Genomic DNA, 26835 nt, shown 5'->3' on the forward strand with positions numbered 1-26835 from the left:
TACAGCTTTTTTTTTTCGTTAATGTGCCATTGAAGTTTCGGTGGCGGTTTTCGCCGCTGGTGGCTGATGGGTAGGGTGGCCGGAACACAGGCTTTCCTGCACAATGTTGACAGAGTCTTAGCAGACTGAAATAAAATGACTATCTTTTAACGAGTATTTAAGGATATATGTGGTGTAATGAGTTCACAGCCGTCGCTTACCATTCAGCAAAACCTGACGATCCGGTTACTACGGGTGTTGCGCTATAACAAGGCCCGTATTGAACGGGCGCAGGCGCTATTGCCGCCCGAGCGCCGACCGCTGTTTCATGTCATCCCTTTTTTACTACACGTTAATCATCCTGATCTCCCCGGTTATGTGGAGACCGACGCAGACCTTTTTTTTGGCCTGAATAACTTTAGTTTTCGCGACGAGATAAAAGACGCGTTGTTTACCGTTTTTCCTCAGCAACATGATTTATTTGACGACATCAAGTCTGTCTGGCCCCGCCAGCGAGCCATCGACGCTTTGGTGTTAATGGGCAGTATTGGCACTATCGCACAATCGGATAAGTCAGACTTTGATTACTGGGTTTGCGTGGATGGCGATAAACTGAATCAAGCATCTTTGGATGCCATGCAACGCAAACTTCACGCCATTGAAAACTGGGCGATGAGTTGCTACAACATCGAAGTCCACTTTTTCCTGTCGGATATCGAGAAAGTCAGAAACAATGACTTTGGCGTGGCGGAAGGAGAAAGTGCCGGGTCGGCTCAGGCGGTGTTCTTAAAGTCGGAGTTTTACACCACCAATATAGTGGTGGCGGGTAAGGCACCATTCTGGTGGTTAACCCCGGATTTCACCACCGAACAGCAGTATTATTCGCTGCTGAACGCCTTGGAGGAGGGCGGCTCACCGGATCCCAACTGGTTTATGGATCTGGGCCATCTCGACAAGCTGGATATCAAAGAGCTGTTTGGCGCGGCGATCTGGCAGTTGGGTAAAGCTATCGACTCGCCGTTTAAATCGGTATTAAAAATGGCCAAGCTTGAAGTGTTCCTGGAAAACCTGGAGCACGAACAGCCGTTGTGTAACCTATTGAAGAAACGGGTCCATCACGGCGATGAAGCACCAGGCAATGTGGCCAATATCGACCCGTATGCGCTGATGTTTGATCAATTACTGAGTCATTACCAGGCCGTCAACGAACCGGACACGGTGTTGCTGTTACAGCAGTGTCTTTACATTAAGTGCAATTGCCAGCTCAGCCACCCCGTGGCGGAGAGTGATATCACCTTTAAGCGTCGCATTATTGCCGGTCTGGTCAAGGAGTGGGGCTGGACAAAAAGTCAGATCCGCCACCTGGATAACTCTCAAAACTGGTCGCTGACCGAGTTAGTGCAACTGAGCCGCAAAATTCACCGTTTCTTAATTTATTGCTACCGGCGCATGTCCTCACAATTACAAATGGATAATCAGTCGGTCAGCCGGGAAGATATGGCCGTGTTAGGTCGTCGTCTCGATACGTTTTATTCCAAAAAAGAGCACAAGCTGGAGTTTTTACGTATTGGCTTTGATGACAAAGTATTTTGTCCGGTGATAACCATTAAACAGCACCGCCGTAAAAACGGTCAGCAGGTTTGGGCAGCGTATTACGACGATCAGTTAGGCGTGCTGGGTAAGAGTCTGGAAAAAGCCCGGATCAGCGCAGCGGAATCGCCGGTACGCCTTATTTTATGGTGTGTGTGTAATCGCGTTATAGATATCAGCACCACGGTGTTATTGGATTACGATACCGATCCGGTCACCGACAGCGACATCCATGCACTGATCAAACATTTTGGTAATATTTTTGGGCCGGTAAGGGTCAATGCCATTCCCCGGGAGGCGCTGTTAAGCCCGATGCAAATCAAGGCCTGTATGGCGGTTGTCAATTTTACGTCCAGCCGCCTTAAACCTACCGTTGATGAAGTGACCGTTATCTACACCACCACATGGGGTGAGACTTATGTGATGCCTGGAACAGAATCGTTGGATAAACTGTGGTTTGAATTGCAGGAGTCCATCCCCCGTCCTCCCTGCTACATCTTTGTGCCGGAAAGCTCGCAGCGCAAACGTATTTATCAGGCGTTCATCGACGCCGCTGAGCAGGACTTTGAATTACTCAACTACTGGTAGCCGGCGACGTTTTCAGGTCCCTTATTCCCGCGGAGGCTTTAAATGAAACTGTTTGGGCCAGTCACGGTAATTAAATACCTGCCCCTCATTGCGAATTCGGGCAATTTCTCCCAGGTCGACCGAGGCATACACCCAGTCTGGCTCGCTGTTTTCCCCTTCAGCTAAAATACCGTTAGCCGGAAAGCCATAATCAACCGGGGTATAAACGCTGGCTCTGCCCGTATTGGCATCTACCGCCGGCGACCAGTTAGCATCTCCCACCGTGGGCGATTGCACCACATAACACTGATTCTCCAGGGCGCGAGCCTGACAACCGATGCGCACGCGGTGAAAGCCCGCCTGGGTATCGGTACAACTGGGTACCAGCAGCAAATCGGCTCCCGCTACTACCTGGTGGTGGGCGATCATGGGAAACTCTGAGTCATAACAAATGTGAATGCCGATTCGTCCTAGCGAGGTATCAATCACGTTAATGTCGGTGCCTGGGCTAATGTGCCATTGTTCGTTCTCAAAACGGGTCATGATGAGCTTATCCTGATAGCCCAACAGGCCCTCAGGGCCAAACAGGTTGGCGCGATTCACAAAGCTACCATCTGCCTGAGCAGTAGGGAAAGAACTGGCCAGAATATGCACGTCATATCGGGCCGCTAACGATGTATGCAGGGCTTCCCATCGCGGCAACAGGGTTTGCATCGCATGCAGTTGCTGAGCTAAGTCACTGTAAACCGTTTCACCAAACAGGGATGCCAATTCCATGCTGCCATACTCTGGAAAAACCAGCAGTTTGGCACCTTGTTTGGCGGCGCGACTTACCCAGTCATCAAGTTTGCTGGCAAACTCGTCCCAGTGCTCAAAGAAACCGATGTCATATTGTGCCGTAGCCAGTTTAAACGTGTGCATTAATACTCCTGAGTGAGCGTTTTCATCCAGAATGTCATGGGTTTGGCAGACTCCTGAGAATCACCCACTTCCTTCCAACTGAAGGTGGTAGTCAGGTCGGCACATTTCTGGTAGCCGCGGCGTTGCCAGAATGCGTCCAGAGGTTGATAGTCCGCCGGTCGGGCCGGGTGATCAACTGGTCGCTGAACCGCACAAAAGCATGAGTGGGCGATACCGGCGATGGATTTAGCGTGTGCCTCTCGATAATTAAAAAAGGCAACGCCCGCCCCCTGACCTCGATATTGCGGCAGCAGCACTGACTCGCCACAATAAAAAATGCGCTGAGTATCGAAGCCTGCGTTGATAAAAGGCTGCTTCACTTCCGCCATTTCATGTTGCAGCGGTAGGCCGGTGGACGCGCCTACCGCTTTAGTGCCGTCGAATGCCATCACAATAACACTGTTGGGTGCCTCAATATAGGTACTCAGATAGCGGGCTTCGTACGCCGCATCGCCATCGTATAAATAGGGGAAATCGCGAAACACCTGCATACGCAGATGTGCGAGTTCATCTATATATTGATGCAGCGGTGCGCCGGATAAACATTTAAAAGTAAGCATAAAGGTTGTTGTATGGCAATCAGGCCGAAACCTGTGCGATCCAGTCTTCGAGGTTGTAATAATTTGTAACCCGGGCAACTTTGCCATGCCGAATATCAAAAAACGCACCGGCGGGCAGTTTGTAGGTCTGACCATTTGCTTCGGGTAATCCATCATCGGTGGCCAGGTATTCGCCTAATACGGTGAACTCCACCGCGGCACGATCGCCGGCCGTATTGGTCATCACCTCGATATCCACAATGGTTTCTTTGTAGTTTTTATTCATGCGATCCATAAACGCCAAAAAGGCATCCTTACCAACTTCCCGGGCGCCCTGATTAATGTCATGAATAACATCATCAGTGAGCAGCGACAGAAAGGTTTCCATGTCCTGCTTATTAAAGGCAGCGTAGTAATCCTGAAGTAGTTGAGCCGTTATCTGATTCATTCAGCAAACCCTAAAAGGTTAAAAACGCATGATAATCTGCCAGCCTGGGAGAATAAACAGGTATACCGCGGCGATTTATCTTGTAATACCAGTTAGCCAGCAACATATCTAAGGGGCTTTGGGTCAGCAAGTCGCTGAACAGGTTATTAGTAGTAAGCTGAATAGCTTTGAGTGATGATGTGGCCTGATTGATGGTCTCTTTTTTCGTGCAGGTATCCTGATCGCTTGTATACTTAGTCAGTCGAACGGTGCATGTTTACAGTGCTGACTTTGTATACTAGTGCATCCTGAGTATTAAATTTGTTGAGTGTAAATTAATGTCGGTGAAAGACTTAAGGCGTGCATCCATCCAGAGCAGTATCAGTAAATCTGTGTGGTTACCTCTGATTGTCTTGATTATCGGCTATCTTTACGCAACAGAGGTGGGGAAAAGTTATGAAGCTCAGCGAGGCCAACTGATTACCGATGCTCTGGAGCGACGTCTGGCACAAATCAGCGAAGCGGTTAATGATCGCGTGTCACTTTATGCGTACGGGTTGTCGAGCTTAAAGGCATCGGTTGTGGCAGTAGGGATAGATAACCTGCGTTATGATTACTTGCAAACCTACGCCAGAAGCCAGAATTACAGTCAGCAGTACCCCGGAGCCCGCGGGTTTGGCTTTATCCGTAAGGTCGAGGTGGCAGATTTTGCCGAATTCATGGCGATGGCCAGGCTGGACAGGCCGGATAATCAATTCGAACTCCGCACGTTAACGCCTCACAATAACAGTTACTTTATCATCCAGTACATCATGCCTGAGCATGCCAACCTGCAGGCAATCGGGCTGGATATTGGCTCTGAAACCATGCGGCGGCGTTCTGCAGAGAAGGCCGCAAAATCGAATTCTACCCAGTTAACGGCGCCCATTACTCTGGTCCAGGCAAATCAAAAACGGTTGCAAGGCTTTTTAATTATGCAGCCGGTATACAATTCTCCGCAGGTACCCGGTGGAGATGAAGCGCGGATGGAGGCGCTGGTTGGCTGGAGCTATGCGCCATTGCTGATTGATGAAGTGTTATCTTCGGTAAGTGGTTTACGCGACGACGTGACACTTGCCATCGATGATATCTCTGCCGGTGAGGCCCTAACGTTCTTCGGGCGCCATCATGATGGCAGTCTTGATGCATTCAAAATTCAGCAAACCCTACAACTGTTCGGTCGTGACTGGCGTTTATCGCTGATGCCAAACCAGGCCTTTATCGATGGTTTGCGTTTACCGTCCAGGCAACAGGCGTTCAATAATACGCTGGCCATTGTGACCAGTCTGGCACTGGTGATTTTCAGCCTGCACATTGTAATAAGTCGTCGCGCCGATGCAAAACGTTATGAACGGGAGTTGGCCGAAGCCAATCAGCGCGCCCTGGAGTTAAACAACGAAAAGCTGGAAGGCGAAGTAGCCGCCCGTACTTATGAGATAGCCCAGGCGAATATTTTGCAGCGGCGGATTCTGGAAAGCGCCGGCTATGCGCTGATTGCTACCGACAATGAGGGCCTGATTACCGCTTTTAATCCGGCCGCAGAAAGACTGATTGGCTATCGGGCCGACGAAATGATTGGCAAGCAAACCCCCGTCGTTTTTCACCTGTTTGAAGAGATGGAAGCCCGGGCAGCGGAACTCACCGAAGAGCTTGGACGGCCAATTGAACCCGGCTTCGATGTGTTTGTAGAAAAAGTGATAAACGGTAATACTGACATCAACAACTGGACCTATGTGCGTAAAGACGGTTCCACGGTGCCGGTACGACTGAGTGAGACCAGTTTATTCGATGAAGACGGTAAGCTATTTGGCTTTCTCGGTATCGCCTACGATCTCACCCCGCAGTTAAAACGCGAGCAGGAATTAAAAGAAGCACGGCAACTGGCAGAACAAGCGAATGAGGCCAAGTCCAGTTTTCTGGCCAATATGAGTCATGAGATCCGCACGCCGTTAAACGGTATTTACGGTGCACTCCAGTTGATTCGCCGTTCCGATACGGGTGAGCAACACGCTGGTTTGCTGGATAAGGCGATTTACTCCACCCGCAATCTGAGTCGGATTATTAACGATATCCTGGACTTCTCTAAAATTGAAGCGGGTAAGATAACTATCGACCCTCATCGTTTCAGTTTGTCGACGATGCTTGATGGTCTGCAATCTGATATGTCGATGTTAGTAGGTAATAAACCAGTGGCGCTGATCTTTGACAATCAGGCAAATCATGATGTCTGGATTGGTGATGCGGTGAGAATGCGTCAGGTGCTGCTGAATATCTGCACTAACGCCATAAAATTCACTGAGCAGGGAAAAGTCACTATTTCTGCGCGCAACACCGCCAGAGATGGATTGCTGTTCAGCATTACCGATACCGGTCAGGGTATGACAAAAGATGCCCTGGCACGATTGTTTGATCGCTTTGAACAAGCCGACTCCTCGACCACCCGAAAATATGGCGGTACCGGACTCGGCATGGCAATAACCCAGTCGCTGGTGCATTTAATGCACGGCAAGATCCGAGTGGCCAGTACGCCAGGTGAGGGCTCCCGATTTATTGTAACGTTGCCGGTCATTAAGGCGGCCGGTGATATGAATGACTCTGCGCCGGGTAAGGATGACAAAGCCCCCGATTTAAGCAACACAATGATCCTGGTCGCCGAAGACAACGACATTAATTGTTCCGTGATGGAGGCGATGCTGGCAGAAACCAAAGCAACCCTCTTTTTTGTCGAAAACGGCCTGGAAGCCGTTGAGTTTGTGAAAAAGAAATACCCGGACTTGGTATTGATGGATATTCAGATGCCGGTAATGGATGGGGTTGAGGCCTGTCAACAAATTAAACGTGAGCACCCGGAATTGCCGGTGGTTGCGGTAACCGCCAATGCCATGGCAGTAGATGTTGCGCTCTACCGTGAAGAGGGCTTTGATGATTATTTATCGAAGCCTGTGGACGTGGGGCAACTTAACGCTGTACTGGCTCAGTATCTTGTTTCACAGGCGGATTAATTCGGGCAGTCCTTTGCCCGTCTGATGATTATTGGATATCGGTCGTGGTTTGCTCGGTTGCCGTTACCGTTGTTTCGACTACGGCCTGGAAGCTGAATATGTCAGCATTCTCATCGGTTTCCGGTTCGTCGTTCAACGCCAGGCAACTAAACCCTACAGTGTAAGGACCGGCAGGCAGGTAGCCAGCGACGAACTCGTAGCTCTCACTCTCTTCACTGTAATTGACGTTAGCCACTGTGTAGGGCGAGATTTCATCGGCGTTGGCCGGTTGGTCTGCATCGTCGCCGAGCAGCGTTTCGTCCAGCGAATCGCCTTCATAAATATAAACGGCATTACCGCTGTTCATATCTATCTTTTCGGCACACGCCGCGCTTTCAATTAACGCTGGAGATACCGTGCCGAGTAACGTACCCACTGAGTCGTTTGCGACTAATCGCACGCCCCGCGGTTTTAAGAAAATAGTGTTGGGTTGACCAACCGGGTCGACCAGGCTTTTACGCAGATCAAATTCTACGGTATAGGCAGCTCCTACCCCTGGCAGGGCTTCAATGCCGTCCAGTTTTAACTCGTTGCTGGGTACTTTGAGTTCAAAAGTGCCACTGTCCATTTCAATGTATGAGTCGTCAGTGACTTCAAGGCGCAATTGGGTATATGTGCCAGTGGGGATTGCAGTGGCATCCACGATGGTAACAAAGGCTTCGCCCTGATAATTAAGCAGGTCGATGGCCTGCGGATCATTGTTTTCATCACGTACATCAAAAGTAATCGGGCCGTCAGGACCAAAAAGCTCCACAGTATTAAAGTACACCACAACAGCGTTAGCCTGATCCACCGGTGCATCAGATACGGCGAGGCTGAAAGAAGTGGTGTCTGGTTCAGGGTTGGCATTATCACTGCCGCCACCGCCACAAGCGATCATTGAGGCAGACAGGGTGGCTACGGTGAGTGTTTTGGCTGACTGCTTCTTTAAAGCGTCTGAAACGAAATTTAACGACTTATTCATTTTTTGACTCCTGGTATCAATGCAGCTTAATATTGAGCATTTATTTCTTTTTATGTCATTGCATCGCCATTGTGCGCCATCAAGCACTATGCCATACCGGTAAGAGTTATGTTTATCAATGCCTTAGTCTAAATTTTTGTCAGTAATCAAATTTGAATAACCGGTAAATGTTGCAAATACGCTACAGAATTTACCGGTGTTTCTTTGGCATACGACCAGAGATTTAATCTGATTAATGCGTCAGCACCGCCTGAGACTGTTGTTACCTGAATGACTAGTGGTTGAATGGTCTGGTGGAAGGATTGCAGTTTAACCGGGGTTCTTTATACTGGAATTCAGACTATTAGCAGGCTGATGGCAGCAGGGAGAAAACATGAATAAGCCGGGCAGGGTACTGCGATGTTGGCTGGTGGCATTAGCCGGATTTATCGCCAGTGCAGCCACCGCAAAGGATCAGCCGTTGGCTAACCTGAAAAACTATCAGGTGAATACGCCAGCCATGATGAGTTCGGGGTTACCTGATACAACGCATTTTAACGCCTTAAAATCGCTGGGTGTTACCCGGGTTATCGACCTGATACCAGGTGACAGAGGCGAGGAGAAAGCGCTGGTTAAACACCTTGGGCTGGATTATTACAACATTCAGGTAGCGTGGGAAAACCCAACGCTGGCCAATTTTGTTAACTATGTGACGTTGATGGAAAGCACGCCCCAGCAGGGGATGACTTTAACGCACTGCAAATTGAACTGGCGGGGGGCTGTGTTTACCTACTTATATCGGGTAATCCGCCTTAAAGAAGACGAGGAGACTGCAAGAGAGGATTTAGCCGCTATATGGCAGCCCAATGATACCTGGCGGCAATTCATCGATGAGGTAAAGCAGCATTATCAGGCGGAGTAATTTTCCCGTTAACCGTTACATCTGTCGTTCAAGGAGGCAAGGATGCGTTTAACCAACAAAATAGCACTGGTGACCGGCGCAGCCAGGGGGATTGGTCAGGCAATTGCTGCAGAGTTTACCCGGCAGGGGGCAACGGTAATTGTTACCGATGTAGACTAGCAGGCCGGGCAGCATGTAGCTAATGATATTGGTCACTCAGCACAATTTTTGCCGCTGGATGTAGGCTCAGAGGCTGCATGGGCGGCGATTTCCGACAGCGTGCGCAACGATTACGGCAGACTCGATATTCTGGTCAATAATGCGGGTATTACTGGTTTTATGAGCCATCCCGGCCCTTTTGATCCAGAGCATTTTAACTTAGACAGCTGGCATGCCGTGCATCGCGTTAACCTGGATGGGGTTGCACTGGGCTGCAAATATGCCATAGGTTTAATGCAGCAAAGTCCGGCAGCCAGCATTGTTAACATTTCATCGCGTTCCGGCATGGTGGGTATTCCGGCTGCAGCGGCTTATGCGTCGAGTAAGGCGGCGGTGCGAAATCATACCAAATCAGTCGCACTCTATTGCGCGGAGAAAGGGTACCCTATTCGTTGTAATTCCATTCATCCCGGTGCAATCCTCACACCCATCTGGGAGTCTATGCTCGGTGATGGCGAAGCTCGGCAACAAGCTATTGCAGCGATCGCCGCAGACATTCCATTGCAACATATGGGAATGCCGGAAGACGTAGCGTTTGCAGCGGTATATCTTGCCTGTGATGAGTCTAAATATGTCACCGGTACGGAACTGACCATAGATGGTGGAATTCTGGCGGGTTCGTCAGCCCGGCCACCCACCAGTGACGAAGAATAATCTCAAGCTTTTCGAGGTCATAAACTAAAGGCCACAAAAAAATAGATGTGGATCAAATTTTAATCAGTTGGCCCTGCTATACTTTAGTTTAAATGAAGTGAGTCGTTGTGCTTTGCCGGTTTCCGGAGGCTGACTTGTTTTATTTTTAATCTCATACCCTACATTTACTCTTTCGGTTGCCGTATTGCGAAAGACATAGCGACGGAGTTACCTATGACAGTGCATACAATAAAATCGAAGTTACCTTCGAAGGCCGATCAGGCCCTGATGGTAGAAAAAGGGCATCTTTGGCTACACTGCTTCAGAACCTGTAAAAGTTGTAAGTCTTTATCGAAGAATTTAACTCAGTATGAGTTTGGTGATGGAAGTTCAGTGATCCTCGACTCCAGCGCTGATTTTCCTGCGCCGGTAGCCCCTGAGTTAGTGATACCCAAACTGCGTTACAGCGGCGTAACCAGCCACTGAAGTTTTAGTTTGTCATTTATTTTATAGTTTCAAGGCATTATGCAAACGGTAATGCCTTATTTATTTTGTTAACCGAAAGTCCCTTCATATCCTGATTTTATTGTCGTTCTCCCATACCGGCCGTCTGTGGCTCATAAAATTTAGACTATAGTGTCTTTGAATAAAGAATATAGTTGCTATTGGGCGCGTATAGCTCATAATTTGGGCGACTGCATGTGATTTGGTTTATGTATCTGGAGTAGCCTGTGAATCTGTCAATTAAGCAAAAGTTGTTGCTCATTTCCATCGTGCCTGTACTGATCCTGGGAGGGGTGATGACCTTCTTTTCGGTGTTTCAGGTAAATCAACAAGCGCAAGACCGGTTGTTAAGCAGTCGCGAGGTGATGATGAACGATCGCGAGAAAGAAGTAAAAGCGTTGCTTGAAATGGCGGTCAGTCTGGTGAAGCCCATTTATGAAAATGGCGGCAGCATTGAGGAAGCGGTAAGCTTACTGCGACGGTTCCAGTTTGGTGAGTCCGGGTATATATTCGGCTATACCGACCAGGGGATACGGGTATTGAATGGTCAGAGTCCGGACCAGGTTGGCGACAGCTTCTGGGATTTTCAGGACAGCAACGGTGTATACCTGATCCGTGAGCTGGTGGCTGCAGGCAAAAAGAATGGCCTGGCTAAGGGAGATCATTATGTCACTTATCACTTCCCTAAGCCGGGTGAGCGTGAACCCCATCCCAAATTATCCTATTCAGCATACTTTCCTGACTGGCAATTAATGATTGGCGCCGGTTTTTATATCGATGAAGTCGACCGCGAGCTGACTGTCATTGAAGAAGCGGTATACAGCAGTCGGAATCATCTGGTAACCCTGCTTATGGTGAGTTGTATTGTACTCGGTGCGGTATCCTTTGTGATCGGGTTACTGGTTCGTCGCAGTATTATCCGGCCTTTGGACGAAGTGAACTCATCAATTAAAATGCTGGCCCAGGGCAACGGCGATCTTACCCGCAAGGTGGTGGTCGACGATCAGTTTGAAATAGGCACGCTGGCTGACAATGTCAATCAGCTACTGGCGAGTTTGCATCAGATGATGTGCATGATAAGGGACGTGACCAAAGACATTGAGCAGGAAACCACTCATCTCGACGGGCGCGCTTCAGACCTCAACGTTATTGCCGAAGAGCAACAGAGTAATACCGATCAGATTGCCACGGCCGTCACCGAGCTTTCTCACTCATCGCAAAATGTGACCCAGCATGCCTCGGCTGCGGCAGAGGCGGCGCAGCAGGCTGAGCAACAAAGTGAACTAGCCGATAAAACGGTGGATGAAACCGTTAGCAGTATGAATCAGCTGGCTGAAGAGATCAGCCGTGCCAGCAACGTGGTGCAGCGCGTGGGGGGCGATGTAGATGGCATTGTTAATCTCTTGCATGTTATTGAAAATATCGCAGCGCAGACTAATCTGCTGGCTCTAAACGCCGCCATCGAAGCTGCTCGTGCCGGTGAGCAGGGGCGCGGATTTGCGGTGGTTGCTGATGAAGTGCGTAGCCTGGCCAGCAAAACTCAGGATAGTACTGAGCAAATTCAGGATATGATCCAGCGGCTCCAGAGTGGCTCGCAATCGGCGCTGGAAACCATGCAAAGCAGCCTGGATAAGAGTCAGGAGACGCAGCAACGGGTAGAAGCTACCCGAGAAGCCCTGCTGGCGATAATTACTGCTACCCAGACGATTAATCAGATGAATGCGGAAATTGCCGCTGCCGCCCATGAGCAAAGTGAAGTGTCGGCAGATATCAGCGTGCGGGTGAACGAAGTGAATGAGCATACCGGCCAACTGGCTCAGGCCTCATCCGATAATAAGCAGGGATGTAAAATTCTGAATGATAAAACCGACCGGCTGGAAAAGTTGGTGGGTCAGTTCAAACTTTAACAGCTTCCATTAAGCTGGTCCCTGGAATGAGATTCGGCGCTGGCGCCTGTGTTTGGTCAGTTTGCAGATGCAAGCTGGCCGTGATTTCGTTACTATGATGCAGACTCAAATCATCATAATAACAACAGGACGACAATGAAGAATCTCGCATGGTTACTCACTACCATCCCTTTATTCACCGCTTGTTCGCCGGCGCCAGAAACCGATAGCTCAGTAGCTGAGGTCGAAGCGACCGTTACCGATAACAGTGATATTAAAGCCGGGGTGGATTATCACTCCTATTCTAACCCTGCTGAAGTCACCGTGACCCACCTGGATCTGGATTTAACCGCTGACTTTGCTGCCAGTGTGTTAAGCGGCAGTGCCACACTGACTTATCAGAAACAGACTGCCCAGGCAGATACGCTGATTGTGGATACCCGTGACCTCAGCATTCAGAGCGTGACCGCCAACGGTGAATCGTTGGACTACCAGTTACAGCCGGCTGATCCGGAACTGGGTGCGGCGCTGGAAATAGATCTGCCCGAGCAGGGCAATAAGGTGACTATTGAATACGCTACCTCGCCTCAGGCATCCGGGGTACAGTGGCTTACGCCTTCGCAAACAGCGGGCAAACAGCACCCGTTTTTGTTTACCCAGGCCCAGGCGGTTCATGCCCGTAGCTTTATTCCGTTGCAGGATTCGCCACAGGTGCGGGTGACTTACAATGCCACCATTCATACGCCCGAGGCGCTACTGGCTGTAATGAGTGCGGCAAACGATCCCGACACCGAACGTGACGGCGAGTATGATTTCACCATGCCGCAACCGGTACCTTCTTATCTGATTGCCCTGGCCATTGGTGATTTGCAGTTTAAACCTATGGGGGAGCGCACTGGGGTCTATGCAGAACCGGCATTACTGGACGCCGCGGCGGAAGAATTTGCGGATACCGAAAGTATGCTGGAAGCCACGGAAAAGACCTATGGCCCTTATAGCTGGGACCGTTATGATCTGCTGATCCTGCCGCCCTCATTTCCTTTTGGCGGGATGGAAAATCCTCGCCTGTCGTTTATTACGCCAACTGTGATTGCCGGTGATAAAAGCCTGGTTTCGCTAATTGCCCATGAACTGGCTCACAGCTGGTCGGGGAATACTGTTACCAATGCGACCTGGCGTGACTTATGGCTGAACGAGGGGTTCACTACCTATCTGACCTACCGTATTATGGAAATGATCTATGGCCATGACCGGTACCGTATGGAAGCTGTACTCGGCTATCAGGATTTACAGGACGATATTGCTGCGTTGCCTGCTGATGATCAGATCCTTGCGATTGATTTACGCGGGCGTAACCCGGACGATGTGTTCTCTGATATTCCCTATGAAAAAGGCGCGCTGTTTCTGCGCGAGCTGGAACAAAAGGTTGGGCGCGAAAACTTCGATCAGTTCCTGCTGAATTACTTTCAGCACTTCGCCTTTCAGAGCATCACTACGGATGAGTTTATTGCTTATTTGAACGATACGCTGCTAGCCGAGTACCCGGATAAACTCGACAGTGAACGCATTGAGCAATGGATCTTTAAGCCAGGCATTCCTGCCGATGCGCCTATGCCAACTTCAGATGCTTTCTCGATTGTGGATCAGGCTCGTCAGGACTGGTTGTCAGGTGAAAAAAACGCATCCAGCATTGATACTGCTCAGTGGACGGTTCACCAATGGCTGTATTTCTTAAATAACATGCCTGCAGAATTGTCTGATGAGCAACTGGCTGCGCTGGATGATGCTTTTGGGCTTACTGCCAGCAGTAATAATGAAATAGCCCACAGCTGGCTGATGATCGCAGTACGTAATGAATATCAGCCTGCCTATGACAGACTCTATGATTATCTGGTATCCATTGGCCGCAACAAGCTGGTAAAACCGTTATATCGTGAGTTGTCAAAAACGCCGGACGGAAAAGCGTTTGCTCAGAAAGCCTTTGCCGAAGCAAAACCGGGCTATCATCCGCTCACCATTAAAGCTAACGAAGGCTTTGTAAACTAACCCCTGCTACAGCCAGCGCGAGACCTTAGCCGTCTCGCGTTATTTCAATTTCTACTGGTCGTCAGCACTGTTTTATTGTTTATTTTATGTTAATTTGTCATACAAAATAACAGGGGAATAAACCGTGAAAACATCCACAATAGTGGCCAGCTTGTTACTGGTAGTGAGCTTTTCTGCGCAATCAGCCATTCGCAAACTGGACCTTGAACTCTACCCACAGAACATACCCGGTGCTATCGACACAAGTAATCAGGGAGAGCTGTATGATGAGCGATTTAACGACCGTTTTATTACTGCAATAAGTAAGCCTTCACTTACTCTTTATATCCCGGAAAATAAAGCTGTTAAGAAAACTGTAATCATCTGCCCCGGGGGCGGGTATTTTGGTGTGTCATCCATTAAGGAAGGCCAAGAAGTGGCTGAGCGGTTTGCAGAAAATGGGGTTGCGGCGGCGGTGCTATGGTATCGAATGCCTAACCCTGCCACCATGGAAGTTCCCTATGAAGGACCACTACAGGATTTGCAACAGGCATTTTATCGGCTTCAACAGGGTGGCGAGCAGTGGCAGCTTAACCAGAGTCAGTTTGGCGTAATGGGCTTTTCTGCCGGTGGACATTTGGCAGCAACCGGAGCGACCCATTTTGCGCAGCCGGTGATCGACAGCTATGCTCCCAAAGCGCTCCGACCTGCTTTCCAAATCCTGATCTATCCGGTGATCAGTATGCAGGCACAAATTACCCATAAGGGGTCGCGTAATCTGCTGTTGGGCGAACAGCCCGAGGCGGCATTAGTAACCGCTTTTTCCAATGAATTACAGACCACTGAACAAACGCCGCCAGCCTTCATCGTTCATGCTAATGACGACAGTGTTGTAGTGGTTGAGAATGCCCTTGAATATTATTCTGCTTTGCGAAAGCAGAATGTATCAGTACGCCTGTTATTGCTTGAAGAAGGCGGACACGGCTTTGGCATGCGCCATCATGTAGATTGGTTTGCTGATGTGCTTGACTGGGTGAAGGCTCAATAAAAGCAAAATAGAAAGGGGCGTCTGTAGCGTCCCTTCGAGGTGACGTTTTCTGGTAGTTGGTTTTACTGAATATGGCCCCGTAGCTCTCCGTATTCAAAAGTGTCGGTGTGCACGTTGACATACCATTCGCCTTCGAGCAAATTAGTGATCAATCCACTGTTGACACTGGTTTCATCAAGAGTATATGTGCCGGCCGTTGACCCTGACGCCACGTCGCCGTTACGCCCGATAATGCCATTGTGAATATGAATTGCCTGAACCCCTTCCACATCGTTCACAAAACTGTGGTAGCAACACAAATAAAGCTTTGGAGAAGAGGTTAAAGGTTAATCAAAGCGGTGAACTAACCAGTTATAAGGTTCAGTTTACAGTTCACAACAGTTGGTTACACTTTAGCGACTAAATCTTAGTAGCAATAAATGTTATTATTCGACGGTTATTTCATCACCAAATAATAAAAAAACTCCAATCTCAAACGACAGTGAGGACGCGTTCATGAAAAGACTCTTATCCTGGGTCTCCTGCATGTTCATGCTGGTGGCAAATGTTGCCCTGGCAGAAGATGTAGACTATCGGCTACCTGGCGCCGTTAAGCCAACTTTTCAACAAATTCATTTAAATATCGATCCGGATCAGCCTGACTATTCCGGCGAAACGGTTATCGAACTTAATATTACCGAAGCGGTAACCAAAGTTGGTTTTTACCAAATGGATATTCAGGTGACCAATGCTGAGCTTCGCCAGGGTAATCGCATTTATCCACTGCGTATTACCGAAGGTGATTACAACATTAACTGGGGGCATAGCTCAGCAACTGTTCCGGTTGGTCAATACGAACTTGCCATCAGTTTTGAGGGGAAGGTGAATACCTCTTCAGATGGTATGTACCTGTCGAGTTTCGAAGGACGTAACTACATCTTCACTCAGTTTGAGGATATGCATGCGCGGAAAGCGTTCCCTAGCTTCGACGAACCTGCATTTAAAATTCCTTATCAAATGACCATCACCACGCCGGAAAAACAGGTTGTTGCGTCTAATACACCGGTTGAGAAGCGCACCGTTGAAGACGGTATGCAAACCGTAACCTTCATGAAAACCAAACCTATGCCGACCTACCTGATCGCTTATACGGTGGGTCCGTTCGACAGCGTTGAAATGGAAGGTCTGTCGGTACCAGGCAAGCTTTATGTGCCTAAAGGTTACGCTGATAAAACCAAATTTATTGTGAAGCACACGCCCGAAATTCTCGAATCACTGGAGAACTTCTTTGGTATAGATTACCCGTATCGCAAGCTCGATTTCGTAGCCGTTCCTAACTTTACCCACGGCGCAATGGAAAATGCCGGTCTGATCACCTATCGCGACAGTCTGTTATTGCTGGAAGACGAGCCGGGTCTGGCAGAACGTTCAGCACCGTTAAATGTGGTAGCCCACGAACTTGCTCACCAATGGTACGGCAACCTGGTAACCATGGCCTGGTGGGATGACCTGTGGTTAAACGAAGCTTTTGCTTCATGGATGGCCAGCTACGTGATGATGGAGCTCTATCCTGAACTCAATTTCAAAGATCGTATCATTCAGGAAGGCGCGTTTGGTGCTGATGCCAGCCCCACAGTTAAGCCTGTGAAAAAGATTGTTCGCAGCCAGCCTGACGTAATGGACGGACTCGGCCTTAACTATTCGAAGGGCGAATCCATCCTGCAAATGATTGAATCTCTGATTGGCACGGAAAATTTCCAGCAAGGCGTTCAGGCATATATGAAAAAACACGCCTGGGGTAATACACAGGCCGACGATTTATGGGCAGCACTGGATGAAGTATCCGACTTCAACCTGAGCAAAATGATGAAAGCCTATCTGGAACAGCCGGGCTACCCGCTGCTGGACATCGACAGCGACGGCACCATCGCGCAGAAACGTTTTCACCTGGCCGGTGCCGACGTGAAAGAGCAAACCTGGGCGGTACCGCTGAATATCAGTTACAAAAAAGACGGTAAAATCCACCGTGAGATTGTTTTTGTTGACAAAAAGTCTACCCGTTTACCACAGCTGGCAGAAGCCGAGTGGGTTTTCCCTAACGATAATGCCACCGGCTATTTCCGTTGGAATATTCCGGCCGCACAGATGGATAACTTGCTGGCCGATTTGGATGTGCTGAATAACCGTGAAAAGAAAAACGTACTGTATAACATGCAGGCGCTGTTAAATGGCGGTGAGGCAGGTATCGACAGTGTGATGAAAGTACTGAATGCCATGGCTGCAGATGACGATCCGGTGGTTATTCGTGCATCGGTAGGCACGCTGGCAGGTTTCCTGTATCTGGTTAATGACGACAATGAAGCGCAATTTGCCGAGTTACTCAATAAAAAATACATGCCGCTGCTGGAGAAGCTTACGCTGACTCAGTCAGATGATGATGATGAAAGTGTTATCAGACTACGTACTCAGTTGTATAGCTTATTGGGTCGCCACAGCGACAATGAAGAGCTGGTAGAGAAAAGTAAAGCGCTGGCTGAGCAGTACCTGGCCGATACCGGTAGTATGCCAAACGGAATAGCCAGTACCGCTCTGAACGTGACGACCATGGGGTCAGATGCTGACCCTGCCTGGTTTGACCGTATTATGAAAGTCTTTGCCCACAGCAAATTGCCGAATGTGAAAAACACGCTTCTTTATTCAATGGGTTATGAAGATCCGGCAATGATCAACAAACTGCTCGATCTGTCACTGACTGATAATGTAACGCCGGCTAATACTATTAGCATGCTGGGAAGCGTGAGACGCAATCTGGATGATCAAACGCCTTATTATGCCTGGTTAACCAAAAATGCCGATGCCGTATTAGAAAAAATGCCTGATTATCATGTATCGCGCATGCCTGAGTTTATAGCCACTACCTGTGATGCTGATAACCTGGCGCTGGCTATTGAGTTCTATGGCCCGATTAAAGACCAACACGAAGGTATGGCTCGCAGTTATGACATTATGATGGACGAGTCTAATCAGTGTCTGCGCCTGAAAGAAACCTATCAGAGTAAGTTTGATGCGTTCCTGAACGGACTGTAAACACGCCGCTAGTTACCAAAAAGCCTCCGTTCGGAGGCTTTTTTTTGGCATTAAAAAACACCGCGCCGGGCGGTGTTCTTTATAACGTAACGCTTAAAGGTTTTATTCTTCCGATGGGATTTCCTGCATGATTAAACGGCCCACAATGCGTTTCACCATCGGGGCGACAACCATGATGGTAGGGAACGCGATGATGAACGTCATCGGCCATGATACGAGCCAGCGTAACAATAAATCCTCAACCAGCCCGATATTAATACTGGTGACAACCAGAGACATGATACCTGACATAAAAAATGCCATAAACAGAGCGAAGACGACAGGTGCAAAACGAGGATGAATCATATTAATGGGTTCCTGTGATCGGAATTAGCAAAATTACTCTGTATTTAAGTGTAATATGTTACAATAATGGTATAAATGCTTAATTTATTAATCTTAAATTACCAAAATGAAATCATCTATCGACGATATTGCACTCTTTGTTCAGGTGGTAAAGCACGGTAATCTGGCCGGGGCTGCACGCTATGCCGGGTTGCCGCCGGCAACGGTTACGCGCAGGTTGCAGAAGTTGGAGCACGCGCTGGGGGTAACGCTCCTTCACCGGTCCGCGCGGAAATGCGTGTTAACCCAGGACGGAGAAGCTTATTTTGATGCTTATGCGGAATTGGTTGAGCGCTTTGAAGCGGCCCGGCAGCAATTTAGTGATGAATCACTAAAGTTGGGAGGGAAGTTAAAGGTACTTGCGCCGGTGAATATTTCTCACGGGATATTAGGGCCGATGTGGACCGCCTTCACGCGGGATTACCCCAAAATAGAACTTGAACTGCACTTAAGCAACCATCCCATGGATATAATAGAGACACAGGCGGATCTGGCTATTCGTATCGGCAGACAGGATGATTCATCTTTATATCAGCGTCGTCTCGGCCAGATTGAAAACGTGCTGGTAGCCAGCGAGGACTATATTACCCGTCACGGCATACCGAATAGTCCCGCTGAGTTATCGGAGCATGAGTTAATTGGCTTGAGTATGCGCCCCAAATGGCAACTGCATCATGAAGCTAACGGTCAGACATTTACCCTTTATCCTCGTTACCGGGCGCAGGTAAATGATCCATTAATGGTGAAGTATTTCGTCCGCGATGCCCAGGGGATAGCCCTGGCGCCGCTCACCGAAGTAAAAGAGGAATTGGCCGGGGGAGAGCTTACGAGAGTACTCCCCGAGTGGGGTGGGGAAGTCAGGGATATCTTTCTGCTTTGGCCGGGAGGCAAGCTGCTGAGTAAACGGGCAAAGTGTTTAAGAGATTATGTTTACCAGTATGTTCAGCAGCACTTGTAATTAATTTGCCTGATCCGGACTTTGCTCCACCGTGGGTAATTCTTCTTCGGTGGGATGCACCGGTTTGCCGACTATGTAAAGTACTATAAAGCCCAGCACGGCAGATACCGCTGAACCGGCAAGAATACCCACCCGTACATCGAAGATCTGATTGATACCCGTTTCCTGAAACGCCAGTCCGCCAATAAACAAACTCATGGTAAAGCCAACGCCGCACAGTAGTGAACAGCCATAGATATGTTTAAAATTGAGGTCAGACGGAAGTGACGCCAGTCTGAGTTTGACAATCAGCCAACAAAAGGCAAACACGCCTACTTGTTTACCAACCACCAGACCTAAGAATATCCCCCATGTTACCGGGTGGAAAATGCCCTCCGGCGCGATGTTGCTGAAATTAATGCCGGCGTTGGCGAAGGCAAATATAGGAATAATCGCAAAGCTCACCGCGGAATTGAGCTCGTGTTCTAACCGCACTACCGGCGAATTATCCGGGTTTTTCTTTTCTCGCATAGGAATAAAGGCGGCCAGTAATACGCCTGCCAATGTGGCATGCACACCGGATTTTAACAGAGCAACCCAGAGTACCACACCAACGATGATGTAGCTCGGCAGATCGACCACGTTACGTTTGTTCATGAGCCATAGGATGGCGAAGCAAACTGCGGCAATCATCAAAGCCACTACGGTGATGTTTTCGGTGTAAAATAGGGCAATGATAACGATAGCGCCAATGTCATCGATAATGGCCAGGGTCACCAGAAACACCTTCAGACTGGCTGGCACCCGCTTGCCCAGTAATGCCATTACCCCGAGGGCAAAAGCAATATCGGTAGCGGCAGGAATCGCCCAACCAGACATGGCCGTTGGGTTACCCCAGTTGATGCCGACATAAATCAGTGCCGGAATGATCATGCCACCTATCGCACCGCTGGCAGGGAGAACAATATTTTTGGGATTGGCCAGTTCGCCTTCACAAACTTCACGTTTGAGTTCCAGCCCGACATGAAAGAAAAACACGGCCATCAGGCCATCGTTAATCCAAAGCAGCAAAGGTTTATCGATTCTGAAATCACCGGCGGCAATAATGACTGGCATGGAAACCAGTTTATCGTAGTAGATGTTGAGAGGAGTATTGGCTACCACTAACGCCAGGGCCGTAGCGATCATCAGCAGAATACCGGCTGAGGACTCGCGCTTAAGAAAACTCTCTACGACTTCGGTAATTTCATTTATTTTTTCCACACATACTCCTGTGTTGCTAAATCAATCAGTTATTACGCCTCGTTGATAAAGATAGAATACCCCACCATAGATGAAAGTTTAAACATTAATCAAAGCTTTATAAAGCAAAGGACTGAAAGGGAACTGTTGATATGCAAAATAACAAACTCGTATCGCGAACACGATAGGTTTACCTGGCTATTTTCAGTCAGGTTCAGCAAGTATGCATGTTGGTCAGTGAGCAGGCAAGAGTATTAACCATTTGCCAACTGGCACATAACCAGGGGTTAAAGGTGGTTGCCGAAGGCGTTGAAACTGATGTTCAGTATGCGCTCCTTCATCAGTATGGGTGTGACGACCTGTAAGGCTATTTGTTTGCGCGGCCGGTGCCAGCCTGAGAAGCGTTAAATCTGTTTAACTAAAAACGGCGCCGTCAGGCGCCGTTTGACTTTAACACATCAATGTTCAAATGCCTCAGGCAGCATCACTCACTTTATCGCCATTCTCTTTACCCTGGGCAAGACCAAGGTCAAAGTCGAACTCGTCAACATTAACGACCTCCTTACGCAACTCGTCCGCGGCCGCAATCTGATCGGCCTCGGCCTCGGTAATCACCTGCTCGGCCAGTGCTTTATCACGTAATTGGAAGATACTGCCTTTGCGCGGCAGAGTTTTGGCTTGCTGGGCCGCTTTCACTTTACTGGCTAATGGAGCCAGCGCGTCGATAGCATCCATGGCCTGGTTCAGCACGGCAACGGCATCATCTTCATTCTTACCCACATAACACATGGGGGTAATGGCGTCGCGCAGCGATTTATCCTGGCACAGGTTAAGCGCCAAGCGTGTTTTCAGCTTGTCTTTAGGCGGATTATAGGCGCTGCCCCAGGGGAAGATCAGACGCTGGATCAGCGTGCCAATAACCGGATTAGCAATATGGCGGCAGTAACCTTTAAGCGCTACCTCACAGTTATACAGTGACTGCTGAATAAGGTAATCAACAATCGGTTGCTCTTTAGGGTTAGCGCCGCGGCTATAGAAGTGTTTGAGTACCGCTGAAGCCAGGTACAGTTCACTTAATACATCACCTAAGCGGGCAGATAGCATTTCGCGCCGTTTTAGCTCACCACCCAGCATCAGCATGGCAATGTCCGAGCAAATCGCTAATGCTTTACTCATACGGTTAATTTGCTGAGTATGGCGCTTATTGGCATCGTTTTTCGGTGCTGAAGCAAAGCGGGCGCCGGTTAAGCCGTGGCCAAAGGCCGCGAAGGCATTGCCCAGCGCAAACTTAATGTGTTTGTACAATAACGGCTCAAACTGTGCCAGGCCGGTTTTAAAGTCCGACTCGGCGGCTGCCACCATTTCGTCAAACACGTAGGGATGGCAGCGGGTAGCCCCCTGGCCAAAGATCATCAGGCTACGGGTGAGAATATTTGCCCCTTCAACCGTAATGGAAACCGGCATCGCCATGTACAGAGAAGCCAGGTAATTATTTGGCCCCATCTGAATACCTTTACCCCCGTGAATATCCATCGCAATATTAATGCTCTGGCGGGCCACTTCGGTCATGTGGAATTTAGCAATGGCAGTCACCACCGCTGGCTTCTGGCCCAAATCGATAGCACCTGCAGTCAGATGGCGAACGGCTTCTGCCTGATAGGCATTGGCGCTTAATTGGGCCAGCCCTTCCTGAACACCTTCAAACTCATACAGTGAACAACCAAATTGCTGGCGAATGCTGGCGTAAATGGCGGTGGTCTGTGCGCTCAACTGAGCGTTACCGGTAGACAGTGCGGGCAGAGAGATCCCACGACCCGCTGACAAGCATTCCATCAGCATGCGCCAGCCTTTGCCCGCATAGTCCGGTCCGCCGATGATCCAGTCAATAGGAATAAACACATCTTTACCGCGGGTAGTACCGTTCATAAACGCCTGTTCGAGTGGCAGGTGACGCTGGCCGACTTCCACTCCCGGGTGGCTGGTAGGGATCAGCGCACAGGTAATGCCGATACTTTCCTTATCGCCTAATAGCTTATCCGGGTCGAACAGTTTAAATGCCAGGCCCAGTACCGTCGCAACCGGGGCAAGGGTAATATAGCGTTTGTCCCAGTTAAGACGGATCCCCAGGGTTTCCTTGCCATCATATTCACCCATAGTGATAACACCAGTATCCGGAATACTGCCAGCATCGGAACCCGCTTCAGGGCCGGTAAGGGCAAAGCAGGGAATGTCAGTGCCGTCAGCCAGACGCGGTAGCCAGTAATCTTTTTGTTGCTGGGTACCATAATGGCTTAATAGTTCTCCGGGGCCGAGGGAGTTAGGTACCATTACCGTTACGCCGGCACTTACTGAGCGGCTGGCAATTTTTGAGACGATGGTAGAGTTGGCCAATGCAGAGAATGCCTTACCACCATACTCTTTAGGTATGATCATAGCGAAAAAGCCTTTTTCCCGCATATAACGCCAGGCGTCCTCGCTGAAATCTTTGTCTTTGTGGATCACGTCGAAGTCGTCAATCATGCCCATCAGCTCATTGACTTCGTTATCTAAAAACGACTGCTCGTCGTCAGTCAACTGAGGTAACGCCATGGAATACAGGCGTTGCCAGTCTGGCTTACCGGAAAATAAATCGCCTTCTACCCACACGGAGCCTGCTTCCATGGCTTCCCGCTCGGTTTGACTTAATGGTGGTAGTACTTTCTTGAAGAGTTTAAATGCGGGTCCGGTAACCCACTGTTGGCGCAATGATTTTACCTGAAACAGGACGAAAATCAGTGCCGCGACAAGAATCCAAAAGAGCATAATCAATCTCCTGAGTGTATGTGATGAGGCAACCCCCAATTTAAATATATGAATTAAACGGGCGTTTGAATTTCCCGAATTTAAACACTTGTTTTAATTCTCGTCAATCAACAAATCTATCGATAAATACGAAAACTCAACTCGCATGAAATGCCTCAGACACCACTCAACTTATTAATAGATAATATAAAATGACTAGAATAGGTAGCTCGTAGCGGCAGAGAATAGAAGCTTGATCAGCTCATCCGATGAGTGGAGGGTGGCCATTTTCGTCAGCCCGAAAGCTATACCGGATTGTTCAACTGACTTTTATACTCATGAACCACCGCCAAAAATGCACTGAGTAGCGGCGAGTGATCGTTTTTCAAATAGATGCAACTTAGATCCACGGTGGCATTGTCGGGTAATCCGCCAAGGGGGATATATTTAACGCCTGGCAACTGCAGCACGCTTGCCGAGCTGGGAATTAAACAAAAGCCAAACCCACCGGACACCAGTGCAATACCGGTTACAGCATCAATGACCGTTTGGGTGATATTCATGGTTACCCCGGCCTCCTGAAATACCCTGGAGACCAGATCAACAAAGTTTGGCCGTGCACCTTTGGGGAACACCACAATGGGCTCGTTATCCAGTTCTGTAAGATTGATAATGGTTTTCGTTGCCAGCGGGTGATCATCGCGTACGGCTACCATCAACCTGTCCTGCAGGATCATGGTGGAATCGATGTCCGTCAACGGGGCAAGTAGGCGGTTAAAGCCCACAGAAATGCGTTTTTGCCGGAGCGCTTCAATTTGCTCTGCTTTACTCATTTGATGCAGAACAATATTTACGCCTGGGTAGGTGGTCTTAAATCGCTTAAGAATATCCGGAATGGTGTTAAGGATCCCGGAGCCAAAAATGGCCACATCGAGTCGGCCTAACTGGCCTTTTCCTGCCCGCTGCGTTCGCTCCTGAGCTTGCTCTATAAGACTCAGAATATTCCGCGATTCATTGAGGAATAACTGACCCGCTGAAGTCAGCTCTACGCCTTTAGCGGTGCGCTCAAACAGCTTTACCTGTAGCTCGTCTTCAAGTTGTTGGATCTGGCGGGTCAGAGGCGGCTGAGAGATGAACAATCGTTTCGCTGCTCGGCCAATATTGCGCTCTTCAGCGACAGCAACAAAGTAACGGATCTGGCGAATATCCATGGCCGCATTCCGGTTAGGTAGAATTGCTAATACCTTAAAGGTATCAAGTGGGGCCGTCAATAGTATTGGAAGGTAATTAACAGCAAATATACATTTCGTTCACAACGCGTGATTTAACTATATCCAACCTATTTGGTGCGACAGAGGTTCGCTGTTACACCAGGCTGTGAGGTGAGGTATCCGGGTCGCGCAACTCAGCATAGTGAAACATTCGAGGAGGAACGCTATGAATGAAGTGTGGGTGAAACAAAACAACAATAAGTTGCCTCGCAACGCACTCGCCGCCGCCGTTGCCCTGGGCCTTTTAGCCTCAGCGCAATCCCAGGCTGCAACCATCGATACGGGCAATCGCGATCTGCGTGTCCGTTGGGATAACACCGTTAAGTACAGTGCAATGTTCCGCGTAGCACCTGCTGAAAACGATGTGGCTAACGGCTCTCAGGGGCCACAGGCTAACACCAACGATGGTGATCTCAACTTTGATAAAGGGTTGGTCTCCAGTCGTCTGGATTTGTTTTCAGAGTTCGATCTGCGCTACAAGCGCCGTTATGGTCTGCGTATCAGTGCTGCCACCTGGTATGACTCGGTTTATCACGAAAGTAACGATAATCCGGGATATCTGGACGGCGCGCTGGTTAACACGCAGTCTGTCCCGGCCGGTGAGTTTGCCGAAGATACCCAGGATTTGCATGGCCAGTATGGCGAGATCCTGGATGCGTTTGTGTACGGTGGATTTAACCTTGGCAAAAAATCGATAAACCTGAAAGCAGGTCGTTTTGCCCAGCTTTACGGTGAGAGCCTGTTCTTTGGTTCTAACGCAGTGGCCGGTGCCATGACCAGTCTCGACCTGGCACGTGCATTGTCTGTACCGCAGTCTGAATTTAAAGAAGTCGCGCGTCCTACCGGTCAGTTTGCTGCCCAGTTGCAGGTTAACTCTAAGTTGACCCTTGCTGCGTACTATCAGTTTGAATGGCGCAAGTCGCGATTACCTGCAGCGGGCAGCTATTTTTCATTTGCCGATTTTGTTGATAAAGGCGGTGAAACCATCATTCTTGGCCCCGGTCAGATTGTTCATCGAAGCGAAGATATTGTCGCCGATGATTCTGGTCAGTTTGGTTTCCAGGCCCGTTATAAAATTAACGATTACGAAGTAGGGTTCTATGCCGCCCAGTTCCACGACAAGATGCCGCAGTTCTATGCGCGCCCCGGCATTAATGTACAGGAAGGTGGCATTGGTGACTATGCTCAGGTATTTGCCGAAGATATCAAAGTGTATGGTCTAAGCGTAAGTACTTTGGTGGGTGAAACCAACGTGGCGGCAGAAATGTCGGTACGTCAGGATATGTCGCTGGTGGCTACCGGTAATACAGTAATTCTGCCGGGTGATACGGTGTCTGATGGCGGTGATAACTCGGCTTTCCCTCGTGGCGATACGTTCCACTTCAACGCCTCCATGATCAGCATTTTAAATGAAAACAGCTTATGGGACGCCGCGACCTTTATCGGTGAGTTTGCTTTCAACCGCCGCTTAAATATCTCGGAAAATGCCGATCAGCTGGATCCCCTAGCGACTAAGGATGCCAGTGCGATTCAGTTCACCTTTACACCGGATTATTTCCAGGTTTTACCTGGCCTTGATATGCAGGTGCCCATTGGATTCGGTTTTGGCATTGAGGGGCGCTCGTCGGTGAACGGTGTGCTGTTCCCATCAGAACACGGTGGCAATGTCAGTGTTGGCCTGAAAGGCGACTACAACCGTATGTGGCGCTTCTCACTCAACTACAACAAGTATCTTGGCGATGCCGGCTCGATAATCCAGTACAACACCCCGGTACCTACACTTTCTTATGAGAACTTCCATGGCGATCGTGACTTCATCTCGTTGTCTGTACAACGCACCTTCTAACGATCGA

20 protein-coding genes and 1 pseudogene are annotated in these 26835 nt (G+C 49.1%); 12 read left to right on the forward strand and 9 right to left on the reverse strand.

Annotated elements, in window-relative coordinates:
• Window positions 1-177: 177 nt before the first annotated feature.
• A complete protein-coding gene (locus tag AC2T0J_RS13680) occupies window positions 178-2157 on the forward strand; it encodes a class I adenylate cyclase domain-containing protein (RefSeq protein ID WP_489806356.1) in 1980 nt (659 codons plus the stop codon).
• A gap of 21 nt (window positions 2158-2178) precedes the next feature.
• Here AC2T0J_RS13680 and AC2T0J_RS13685 read toward each other — a convergent pair whose 3' ends face one another.
• From AC2T0J_RS13685 to AC2T0J_RS13695, 3 genes are read right to left on the reverse strand one after another with little or no spacing between them, the layout of a single operon-like run.
• Entirely contained in the window at window positions 2179-3057 is an 879-nt protein-coding gene (locus AC2T0J_RS13685) for a carbon-nitrogen hydrolase family protein (protein ID WP_489806357.1), read from the reverse strand.
• On the reverse strand, window positions 3057-3656 hold the full coding sequence (locus AC2T0J_RS13690) for a GNAT family N-acetyltransferase (RefSeq protein WP_489806358.1): 600 nt from the start codon (window positions 3654-3656) through the stop codon (window positions 3057-3059). The genes AC2T0J_RS13685 and AC2T0J_RS13690 overlap by 1 nt, the downstream gene beginning before the upstream one ends.
• A 19-nt stretch (window positions 3657-3675) precedes the next feature.
• On the reverse strand, window positions 3676-4083 hold the full coding sequence (locus tag AC2T0J_RS13695; RefSeq protein WP_489806359.1) for a ketosteroid isomerase-related protein: 408 nt from the start codon (window positions 4081-4083) through the stop codon (window positions 3676-3678).
• Window positions 4084-4400: 317 nt separating this feature from the next.
• Between AC2T0J_RS13695 and AC2T0J_RS13700 the strand changes: the two genes are divergently transcribed.
• Complete coding sequence (locus AC2T0J_RS13700) at window positions 4401-7103, forward strand: CHASE domain-containing protein (RefSeq protein WP_489806360.1); 2703 nt, start codon at window positions 4401-4403, stop codon at window positions 7101-7103.
• A 28-nt stretch (window positions 7104-7131) separates the two neighbouring features.
• Here AC2T0J_RS13700 and AC2T0J_RS13705 read toward each other — a convergent pair whose 3' ends face one another.
• On the reverse strand, window positions 7132-8106 hold the full coding sequence (locus AC2T0J_RS13705) for a DUF4382 domain-containing protein (RefSeq protein WP_489806361.1): 975 nt from the start codon (window positions 8104-8106) through the stop codon (window positions 7132-7134).
• 373 nt (window positions 8107-8479) lie between these two features.
• On the opposite strand from AC2T0J_RS13705, the gene AC2T0J_RS13710 reads away from it, so the two are divergent.
• The 6 genes and pseudogenes from AC2T0J_RS13710 to AC2T0J_RS13735 all read left to right on the forward strand — a co-directional run bounded on the left by AC2T0J_RS13710 (window position 8480) and on the right by AC2T0J_RS13735 (window position 15301).
• The gene (locus tag AC2T0J_RS13710; protein WP_489806362.1) at window positions 8480-9007 is read left to right on the forward strand and encodes a protein tyrosine phosphatase family protein; all 528 of its coding nucleotides are present in this window, start codon (window positions 8480-8482) and stop codon (window positions 9005-9007) included.
• 42 nt (window positions 9008-9049) lie between these two features.
• Window positions 9050-9859: pseudogene (locus AC2T0J_RS13715) on the forward strand (SDR family oxidoreductase).
• Between the two features lie 213 nt (window positions 9860-10072).
• Window positions 10073-10324, forward strand: a complete 252-nt coding sequence (locus AC2T0J_RS13720; RefSeq protein WP_489806363.1) for a hypothetical protein — start codon at window positions 10073-10075, stop codon at window positions 10322-10324.
• Between the two features lie 245 nt (window positions 10325-10569).
• Window positions 10570-12249 carry a methyl-accepting chemotaxis protein gene (locus tag AC2T0J_RS13725; protein ID WP_489806364.1) on the forward strand — a complete coding sequence of 560 codons (1680 nt, stop codon included), beginning with the start codon at window positions 10570-10572 and terminating at the stop codon, window positions 12247-12249.
• Window positions 12250-12384: 135 nt separating this feature from the next.
• Window positions 12385-14274 carry a M1 family metallopeptidase gene (locus tag AC2T0J_RS13730; RefSeq protein WP_489806365.1) on the forward strand — a complete coding sequence of 630 codons (1890 nt, stop codon included), beginning with the start codon at window positions 12385-12387 and terminating at the stop codon, window positions 14272-14274.
• A 124-nt stretch (window positions 14275-14398) separates the two neighbouring features.
• Window positions 14399-15301, forward strand: a complete 903-nt coding sequence (locus AC2T0J_RS13735) for an alpha/beta hydrolase (RefSeq protein ID WP_489806366.1) — start codon at window positions 14399-14401, stop codon at window positions 15299-15301.
• Between the two features lie 62 nt (window positions 15302-15363).
• On the opposite strand, the gene AC2T0J_RS13740 is transcribed toward AC2T0J_RS13735, so the two are convergent.
• Entirely contained in the window at window positions 15364-15579 is a 216-nt protein-coding gene (locus tag AC2T0J_RS13740; RefSeq protein WP_489806367.1) for a CHRD domain-containing protein, read from the reverse strand.
• A 247-nt stretch (window positions 15580-15826) separates the two neighbouring features.
• On the opposite strand from AC2T0J_RS13740, the gene AC2T0J_RS13745 reads away from it, so the two are divergent.
• Window positions 15827-18367 carry a M1 family metallopeptidase gene (locus AC2T0J_RS13745; protein WP_489810341.1) on the forward strand — a complete coding sequence of 847 codons (2541 nt, stop codon included), beginning with the start codon at window positions 15827-15829 and terminating at the stop codon, window positions 18365-18367.
• 102 nt (window positions 18368-18469) lie between these two features.
• On the opposite strand, the gene AC2T0J_RS13750 is transcribed toward AC2T0J_RS13745, so the two are convergent.
• The gene (locus AC2T0J_RS13750) at window positions 18470-18712 is read right to left on the reverse strand and encodes a DUF2798 domain-containing protein (RefSeq protein ID WP_489806368.1); all 243 of its coding nucleotides are present in this window, start codon (window positions 18710-18712) and stop codon (window positions 18470-18472) included.
• Window positions 18713-18818: 106 nt separating this feature from the next.
• Here AC2T0J_RS13750 and AC2T0J_RS13755 point away from each other — a divergent pair, with 106 nt between their 5' ends.
• Complete coding sequence (locus AC2T0J_RS13755; RefSeq protein WP_489806369.1) at window positions 18819-19709, forward strand: LysR family transcriptional regulator; 891 nt, start codon at window positions 18819-18821, stop codon at window positions 19707-19709.
• Here AC2T0J_RS13755 and nhaA read toward each other — a convergent pair whose 3' ends face one another.
• On the reverse strand, window positions 19710-20951 hold the full coding sequence (nhaA, locus tag AC2T0J_RS13760) for a Na+/H+ antiporter NhaA (RefSeq protein ID WP_489806370.1): 1242 nt from the start codon (window positions 20949-20951) through the stop codon (window positions 19710-19712).
• Between the two features lie 206 nt (window positions 20952-21157).
• Here nhaA and AC2T0J_RS13765 point away from each other — a divergent pair, with 206 nt between their 5' ends.
• A complete protein-coding gene (locus tag AC2T0J_RS13765; protein ID WP_489806371.1) occupies window positions 21158-21295 on the forward strand; it encodes an EAL domain-containing protein in 138 nt (45 codons plus the stop codon).
• Window positions 21296-21404: 109 nt separating this feature from the next.
• Here AC2T0J_RS13765 and AC2T0J_RS13770 read toward each other — a convergent pair whose 3' ends face one another.
• Both AC2T0J_RS13770 and AC2T0J_RS13775 read right to left on the reverse strand, forming a co-directional pair.
• The gene (locus AC2T0J_RS13770; RefSeq protein WP_489806372.1) at window positions 21405-23732 is read right to left on the reverse strand and encodes an acyl-CoA dehydrogenase; all 2328 of its coding nucleotides are present in this window, start codon (window positions 23730-23732) and stop codon (window positions 21405-21407) included.
• A gap of 284 nt (window positions 23733-24016) precedes the next feature.
• Window positions 24017-24922, reverse strand: coding sequence for a LysR family transcriptional regulator (locus tag AC2T0J_RS13775; protein ID WP_489806373.1), 906 nt, complete (start codon window positions 24920-24922; stop codon window positions 24017-24019).
• A gap of 226 nt (window positions 24923-25148) precedes the next feature.
• On the opposite strand from AC2T0J_RS13775, the gene AC2T0J_RS13780 reads away from it, so the two are divergent.
• Window positions 25149-26828, forward strand: coding sequence for a DUF1302 domain-containing protein (locus AC2T0J_RS13780; RefSeq protein WP_489806374.1), 1680 nt, complete (start codon window positions 25149-25151; stop codon window positions 26826-26828).
• The last annotated feature ends 7 nt before the right edge of the window (window positions 26829-26835 follow it).

The sequence above is a fragment of the Alteromonas sp. ISO5 genome, from assembly GCF_058105165.1.

Excerpts from the sequence above, each read along its gene's own strand:
- AC2T0J_RS13680 (WP_489806356.1), top strand. The coding sequence starts at position 178 with ATGAGTTCACAGCCGTCGCTTACCATTCAGCAAAACCTGACGATCCGG.
- AC2T0J_RS13685 (WP_489806357.1), bottom strand. The coding sequence starts at position 3,057 with ATGCACACGTTTAAACTGGCTACGGCACAATATGACATCGGTTTCTTT.
- AC2T0J_RS13690 (WP_489806358.1), bottom strand. The coding sequence starts at position 3,656 with ATGCTTACTTTTAAATGTTTATCCGGCGCACCGCTGCATCAATATATA.
- AC2T0J_RS13695 (WP_489806359.1), bottom strand. The coding sequence starts at position 4,083 with ATGAATCAGATAACGGCTCAACTACTTCAGGATTACTACGCTGCCTTT.
- AC2T0J_RS13700 (WP_489806360.1), top strand. The coding sequence starts at position 4,401 with ATGTCGGTGAAAGACTTAAGGCGTGCATCCATCCAGAGCAGTATCAGT.
- AC2T0J_RS13705 (WP_489806361.1), bottom strand. The coding sequence starts at position 8,106 with ATGAATAAGTCGTTAAATTTCGTTTCAGACGCTTTAAAGAAGCAGTCA.
- AC2T0J_RS13710 (WP_489806362.1), top strand. The coding sequence starts at position 8,480 with ATGAATAAGCCGGGCAGGGTACTGCGATGTTGGCTGGTGGCATTAGCC.
- AC2T0J_RS13720 (WP_489806363.1), top strand. The coding sequence starts at position 10,073 with ATGACAGTGCATACAATAAAATCGAAGTTACCTTCGAAGGCCGATCAG.
- AC2T0J_RS13730 (WP_489806365.1), top strand. The coding sequence starts at position 12,385 with ATGAAGAATCTCGCATGGTTACTCACTACCATCCCTTTATTCACCGCT.
- AC2T0J_RS13745 (WP_489810341.1), top strand. The coding sequence starts at position 15,827 with ATGTTCATGCTGGTGGCAAATGTTGCCCTGGCAGAAGATGTAGACTAT.
- AC2T0J_RS13750 (WP_489806368.1), bottom strand. The coding sequence starts at position 18,712 with ATGATTCATCCTCGTTTTGCACCTGTCGTCTTCGCTCTGTTTATGGCA.
- AC2T0J_RS13755 (WP_489806369.1), top strand. The coding sequence starts at position 18,819 with ATGAAATCATCTATCGACGATATTGCACTCTTTGTTCAGGTGGTAAAG.
- AC2T0J_RS13765 (WP_489806371.1), top strand. The coding sequence starts at position 21,158 with ATGTTGGTCAGTGAGCAGGCAAGAGTATTAACCATTTGCCAACTGGCA.
- AC2T0J_RS13770 (WP_489806372.1), bottom strand. The coding sequence starts at position 23,732 with ATGCTCTTTTGGATTCTTGTCGCGGCACTGATTTTCGTCCTGTTTCAG.
- AC2T0J_RS13775 (WP_489806373.1), bottom strand. The coding sequence starts at position 24,922 with ATGGATATTCGCCAGATCCGTTACTTTGTTGCTGTCGCTGAAGAGCGC.
- AC2T0J_RS13780 (WP_489806374.1), top strand. The coding sequence starts at position 25,149 with ATGAATGAAGTGTGGGTGAAACAAAACAACAATAAGTTGCCTCGCAAC.